Consider the following 4,707-nt stretch of genomic DNA (forward strand, 5'->3'; position numbering starts at 1 on the left):
ATTGTTTCATGCTCAAAGAGGTATGCGAGCAGCTTCTGCGCCGCGCCGATCATTGGCGCGCCTTCGAGCGCAGGCTCGTCATTGCTCACGGGTTGAAGCTGAAACATATTTGGAAGACTCGGTAAGCCGTCAATTTCCTGAAGGGTTGATATACTCAAGCAATAAGAGACTTCCCACTGCACGGCTTCAAGTTCGAGCCCTGATTATCGCGTCGAACCTATTTTAGAATCAGTTTTACCCCTTAGGCAGAATTGGAGGCATACCTTTCCGGCAGGCTTCAAAGGGGGGGCTCGCTGCCTTCATATCCTCAAGGCGCGCCTCCTAAAACTCGACGATTGCCTTGCTGTATGTTACATATCATCGGACAGTAATCCATTCCGTCCGAGAGTTTGAAACATATGTCGTCACCGCCAGCCACCCAGCAGGCCCGGCTCCTCGCCTATCTTCGCAAGCATGACATAGCCCGCGCCTTCGAGCTTCGGCAGATCGGCGTCAGCGCTACGGCGATCTCCCGCGCGGTCGCGGACGGCGGCGTCATGCGGATCGGTCGGGGGCTGTATCGGGCAGCCGATGCCGAAACGGACCTGAACACAAATCTGGCGGAAGTCGCCAAGCGCGCGCCCAAGTCCGTCATCTGCCTTGTGTCAGCGCTTGCCTTTCATGGCCTGACCGATCAGCTGCCACGCAAGGTCTGGTTCGCGATCGGTGCAAAGGACTGGGAACCCTTGATCACCTATCCGCCAGTACGTGTCGTCAGATTTCGTGAGCCCTACTTTTCGAAGGGTGTCGAGACGCATCGGATCGGCGCAACGCAGGTCCGCATCTATTCGGTGGAGAAATCCATCGCGGACGCGTTTCGAAATCCCAAACTGGTCGACCGGTCGGTTGCCATCGAAGCGCTGAGATCCGCGCTCGACCAGCGCAAGGCCAGGCCAGCAGACCTCATGCAGGCGGCAACGGATTATGGCGCGGGCAAAATCATCCGCCCCTATCTGGAGGCGCTGACCTCGAATGGCTAAACTACCCGCCAACATCGCCGCGTCCATCCGCCAGCGTCTTCTCAACCTTGCCCGAGAGAATGGGCGTTATTTCCAGACCATTCTCGTTGCATTCGGTCTGGAGCGACTGATCTACCGCCTGTCGAAATCGGCGCACCGGGACAAGTTCGTTCTAAAGGGCGGCATGCTCGTCACGCTCTGGACCATCGATCCCGGTCGCTTCACACGCGATGTCGACTTCCTGGCTTTCGGCGAAGCAGACAACGAAACGCTCTCCTCGATATTTGCGGAAATCCTATCGCTTGATGCCGAAGATGGTCTGGTGTTTGGGATCGACGAAATCACGGCAACCGACATTCGCGAGGATCAGGTCTATGGCGGCAAACGCCTTAAGACCGTGGCCCATCTCGGCAGGACGGAAATTCCGATCACGATCGACCTCGGCTTCGGCGACGCCCTGCCTGATCCGCACTATGAGATCAAATACAGGTCACTTCTGGATTTCGAACCGGCGAGGATTCGTCCCTATTCGCCCGCAACCGTCATGGCGGAGAAGTTCCAGGCGGTCGTAGCGCTCGGGCTCATCAATGGCCGCATGAAGGATTTCTACGACCTCTGGGCCATCCCGAAATCCACCAGCATCGACCCGCGCGACCTGTGTGCCGCCATAACGGCAACCTTCGAGCGCCGGGATACACCAGTACCGACCGAAATGCCGCCAGGACTCTCCGCGTCATTCGCGGACGATCCAGCAAAGGCCAGACAATGGCTAACCTACGCGTAAGGCACGGAACTCAAAGACACTCCTCTGTGCTCGGTCGTGGCCGACATCTGGACCTACCTGCGCGCAGTGCTTAACGGACGAGAACCCAACTGATTTCAGCACCCCAAGCGGTGTCTTGAGTGCCTTGCGGTATGTTACCCGACCGCACACGCGCCAACTCGTGTTGGAGCCTCCGCGCTACGTGCGGAGTTTCAGACATGTTTTCAGTCTGCTGCGGGTCACGAAGCCCGCCGCGTCTGTTTATCCGCTCCTTCGAGCCTTGCCGCCACCCCTCGCTCATTCCCAAGCTACTTCGTCACCTGCTGGATGAAGTGATTAAAGCGCCTCTGGCCGAGTGCGTGCGCCGCATCGCGTTCGCTTTCCGCAATGGGCTAGGTCCCGTCAGCCAGTAGAAGACATAATGGGCAAGGCTCCCAAACGTGCACGAGACGTTGCGCTCGATTTCCGACTGGCGCTGATCGAATGTATCCTTACGAACCAAAAGTAGTTTTCAAGGACCAAGCGCACTTACGGATCGAACCAGCTGCGCAATGCGTCCTCAACTATGGCCGTACTGGTCACTCCCGGCCAGTCTTTCGCGACAGCGCGACGGATGGGTCCCTGAGAAAATTCTCAGAGACTATATTCTTCCAAATGCGCCTCATTCCCACTCGATGATGAAATAACCGAAAATTCTGTTTTGATTCAATGAATTGCGAAAAACCTGTGGAAAAATTCCGTCGCTTATTCCGGTAAGTTCGTTCCGTAGGCGAATTTAATCATGCCCGCAAGGCTCGCCGTTGCAGTTGACGCGATTCCGATCCACGCCCTGAACATAGTCGAATTCTGCTTGCGATCCAGTCCGGCAAACTCGTCTGACCGTTCTCTTTGCGGAGCGCGACGATAGTCCAGTAAAGCCCGCGCGCAGCCGAGGCATGCTGATCTGCTCGATCCGACCAGTTCCGAAGGTCCAACGACGAGTTACACTATTTGCTGGGACACGCCCCCGTAACCAAGTCGTTGCGCGCCAGCGCACCGCCGCCGATGAAAGTGCCAATTGCGCGGGCCAAGCACTGACGTGAGGAGCTGGCGTGGAAATCAACACCTCAAGAGTGCATAAGTCACCTCAGCGACGCTGCCCGATCGCCTTCGCGGCCAAACTCGAGGCAGCAAGGATCTGCTTTTTCGACGCGCCCGATCTGGCGAGCGCGTGAAATCCGAGTGCGGATCCCAAGGCGAAAGATGCCAACGCCTCGTCACCACCGCTCAACCTTTTCAGTTTGCGCAACAAATCAGAACGGATACGCCGGACCTGCCGGCGCAAGGCCGGGTCGAACTGGGACGACTGGACGAGCGCCTCGGACAGCATACACCCCCGATTTCCCTGCTTTGCGACAAATGCGCCAACAGCTTCGAGAAATTCCACAAGCTCGCGTCGCTGGCCAGCCTCGCCCTCAAGCATGTCCAGCCGGGGAAGAAGCGTGTATTGCATATAGCGGCGGAGTGCGTCGAGGAAGGCGGTCGGCTTGTCCCTGAAGGCGGCATAGAAGCTGCCACGCTGGATGCCGGCAGATTGCTGCAATTTGTCAACGTCGGCGCCATTATATCCGTGGGTCCAGAACACGTCGACGAACGCGTCCAGCGCCAGATCTCTGTCAAAGCTGCGAGGTCTTCCTGCCATGCGTCCTAAATGTCGTCTGCAGCAGCCTTCGGCAAGGGACCGCTGCAGACGTTTCTCACTTTTTCCGGATTCTGGCGGCCTCTGCGCCCCTAGCCCGCGACAGGGTTCACCCAGGCAAAACGGGCAAAAGCCGGGTCAACAGGCGTATCGGCTATGTGATTCACATAATTCGACAGGGTCTTCTGAGCGACCCCGATTAGCACATCCAGCACATGCCGCCTCGCATAACCTGCCTCCAGGAACGTGCTCACCTGCTGCGTATCCAACACGCCCCGCTGGCGAACAATCGCCAGCGTGAATTGACGCAAGGCCTCCAGTTTGGGGTCATCCAGCGCATCACCGGCACGCAATGCATTGATCGTCGCTTCGTCGACCCCTTGCATCATGGCGATTGCGGTATGGGCTGGCACACAATAGTGGCAGGCGTTTTCAACATTGATCGTAAGCCAGACCACATTGCGCTCAACCTTGCTCAGATCTGACCGCTCGAACAATGCATGCAGGTTCTTGTAGGCTTCAAGATGCTCCGGGCTCTCGGCCATGACGGCATGCAGGTTGGGGATTCTCCCGAAGGCTTTGGCGGATTCTTCCAGAAGTGGCCTTGCGGCTTCAGGCGCCGTGTCGATGGTATGCAAATCAAATAGTGCCATGGATTTTTCTCCTTGAGGCCCTTCTAGCTGGGTATTCTGTACTGCCCGATCAAGAACAACTACAATGAATCGTTCCGAACTGGCGTTCAAGTGATACCTGCATCCCGTCCCCAGGACAGGTACGACCCGCTCCTGCGGCGTTCGATTGCTTCAGGCGACGGGTCGGCGTATTCTTTTCCCGGAAGAATACCGGCGGCATCGACCACCCGGTTCATGAATGCATACAGCCCGCAAACAAGCGCGGCATCGTGGATCGCTTCTTCTGACCAGCCGGCCTTCAACAGTCCCGCGACATCGCTACGGTGCACAAGTGACGGTGTCAGGGTCAACTTTTCGAGGAACCGGAGCAATTTCAGGAATCGGGCTGGAAGCGGGGCCTCGTCAAATCGCTCAAACAACATGTCGATCAGTGCCGGATCAACATCGCACGCGTGCGCCATGAGCTTGTGTGCGCCATAGCAGAACTTGCACTGATTAAGGCCTGAGACCCAGGCTGCTAACAGCTCCCGTTCGCCAATTGACAGCTCGCTATCGCTTCGCAGGACAGAGTCGTGGAACGCGAGCAGTGGCTCGACGCCCCTGGGGAATCGTTTGAACAGATCGCTCAGATGCGCG

Annotated in this window: 5 protein-coding genes; 2 read left to right on the top strand and 3 right to left on the bottom strand. The window is 57.4% G+C overall.

Going from position 1 to position 4,707, the window contains the following annotated elements:
* Window positions 1–398: 398 nt before the first annotated feature.
* Together ACESNB_RS06035 and ACESNB_RS06040 are read left to right on the top strand one after the other, a co-directional pair.
* Window positions 399–1,019 carry a type IV toxin-antitoxin system AbiEi family antitoxin domain-containing protein gene (locus ACESNB_RS06035; protein ID WP_373005331.1) on the top strand — a complete coding sequence of 207 codons (621 nt, stop codon included), beginning with the start codon at window positions 399–401 and terminating at the stop codon, window positions 1,017–1,019.
* Window positions 1,012–1,782: a nucleotidyl transferase AbiEii/AbiGii toxin family protein gene (locus ACESNB_RS06040; protein WP_373005334.1), complete on the top strand. Its 771-nt coding sequence runs from the start codon at window positions 1,012–1,014 to the stop codon at window positions 1,780–1,782. Before ACESNB_RS06035 ends, ACESNB_RS06040 begins: the two co-directional genes overlap by 8 nt.
* 1,105 nt (window positions 1,783–2,887) lie before the next feature.
* Here ACESNB_RS06040 and ACESNB_RS06045 read toward each other — a convergent pair.
* The 3 genes from ACESNB_RS06045 to ACESNB_RS06055 all read right to left on the bottom strand — a co-directional run.
* Window positions 2,888–3,442 (bottom strand): TetR/AcrR family transcriptional regulator, encoded by a 555-nt coding sequence (locus ACESNB_RS06045; RefSeq protein WP_373005337.1) that lies wholly within the window; start codon window positions 3,440–3,442, stop codon window positions 2,888–2,890.
* Between the two features lie 89 nt (window positions 3,443–3,531).
* Window positions 3,532–4,182, bottom strand: a complete 651-nt coding sequence (locus ACESNB_RS06050) for a carboxymuconolactone decarboxylase family protein (RefSeq protein WP_373005340.1) — start codon at window positions 4,180–4,182, stop codon at window positions 3,532–3,534.
* Window positions 4,179–4,707: carboxymuconolactone decarboxylase family protein (locus ACESNB_RS06055; protein WP_373005343.1), on the bottom strand; the 529-nt coding region annotated here is incomplete at its 5' end. The genes ACESNB_RS06050 and ACESNB_RS06055, both read right to left, overlap by 4 nt.

It is taken from the genome of Hyphomonas sp., from assembly GCF_041689225.1.
In the GTDB taxonomy this organism is placed as follows: Bacteria; Pseudomonadota; Alphaproteobacteria; order Caulobacterales; family Hyphomonadaceae; genus Hyphomonas.